This window comes from Bacteroides sp. D22 (genome assembly GCF_000163675.1).
Taxonomy (GTDB): domain Bacteria; phylum Bacteroidota; class Bacteroidia; order Bacteroidales; family Bacteroidaceae; genus Bacteroides; species Bacteroides xylanisolvens.
On the sequence record NZ_GG774858.1, the window covers coordinates 1 to 1598 of the forward strand.

Genomic DNA, 1598 nt, shown 5'->3' on the forward strand with positions numbered 1-1598 from the left:
GGAATTCTAAGACCTATGCAAATAATAGGCCTATAAAAAACAGTTAAAGAAATTAAACGGGCTATTTCAGTCCGTTTACTTTTTGTAAGTCATTAACTCCACAAAGGGTGTTCCCCTTTTGACCACAGCAAACATTCTTCCTACTAGTTTAAACTTGACTGCATTTAGCACTACTCCATAAGCTTTCCCTTCCTTCCTTTTCCTTTCATAATACTCTTTCATTTCCTTATCCCATACAATCGCTGAATTAGCAGCTTGTGAAAGATCCGCTTTCAATAGTTTTGCTCCCGTGGGATAAACCCTTGTTTTACCTTTAATACTTGTTCCCGAAGAATGCTCAAAAGGAGCAATACCTAAATAACATGCATATTGACGTGCCGTTTCAAATGCCTGAAAATTATTAGTATGTATGATTGTATTCATCGCATTGATCGTCCCAATGCCTTTAATACTGTTTAAGAGCTCATAATTTCGGAGAATAGATGGGTCTGAATTGATAATTTGCAGCATTTCTTCTTCAACACTTGCAATTTCTTCATCCAGTATCTTTACCATATGGGCAGCGCGCTCAATGGTAGAAGTCATTTCACAATCTTTTCTATCAGTGAGAAAACCTTTGTATTCAGCTTGCTGCTTTACAAAACGTTTTCTCTCTGCAGCAAAGTCACGCAAACGGATAATTGAACTCCCTGACAGCTTAGAGTAAGATAGTTCATCCCGATGAAGATAAGCAAAATAGGCTATTCTTTCGGCATCTACACGGTCATTTTTCCCACGTACCAAACCTAAGGAACGTTTTAAATGAAGAGGATTGAAAGAACAGTAATCGATGGATGCTGCTTCTAGAAAAAGGCATAAGTCAAAACTGTAAATACCCGTATTTTCCATACTAATGACCAGCCTTTTCTTTGCCATGTTTTTCTTTTTCAACCAACAAAGAAGAGACTTGTAGCCCTCTTCTTTGTTTAAGAAGCGTTCATAATTTGTTTCGTCCGCATGTTTCTTTGTAGGAACGTAAATAACAACATCCAAAGTTTTTTTTGAGATGTCAATGCCAATAAACCATTTCTTTTCCATATTTTTGCACTATTAAAGGGTTAACCATAGGTTGAACAAACTATATCCTTTAATAGGCCAACGACCTAAAATTCTAATTGGATCTGTTCAACTGATAAGGAAAGAAGGACTAATTCCGTGGATAGGGCTTCTGCCTAGAGGACACAATGGGTCACCTACTTTCCTTGGTTAACTTGTTTTAACCACAAAGGTAATATTTCAACCTTTATTTTTCACAGTGCAAATCTAAAGGAGGACACAGAGGTGAATCTGTTTTATGACTTACGGTTGTGACCCTAATTTTGATGCGTAATCCTCCTACCATAAAGTTGAAAAAACATGAAAACATCTGCCACCTGCAACGAAAAGCGTGTAATGTACTAGTTGATAAATAGTTGGAGCGTTGCAGATACCTGCGGCAGATAGGTTGCAGATAAAGTATCTGCAACACAGTATAAACCTGACATAAGCTAATTCTCCATGAGTACAAAAGTTTATTGTATACATTGACTTCCCGTTTTCCAGGCGGGGAACTGTCGTTT

1 protein-coding gene is annotated in these 1598 nt (G+C 37.4%); it reads right to left on the reverse strand.

Features of this window, described 5'->3' with window-relative positions; translation table 11 throughout:
- Window positions 1-75: 75 nt before the first annotated feature.
- On the reverse strand, window positions 76-1077 hold the full coding sequence (locus tag HMPREF0106_RS00145) for an IS110 family transposase (protein ID WP_004297445.1): 1002 nt from the start codon (window positions 1075-1077) through the stop codon (window positions 76-78).
- Between the last annotated feature and the right edge of the window lie 521 nt (window positions 1078-1598).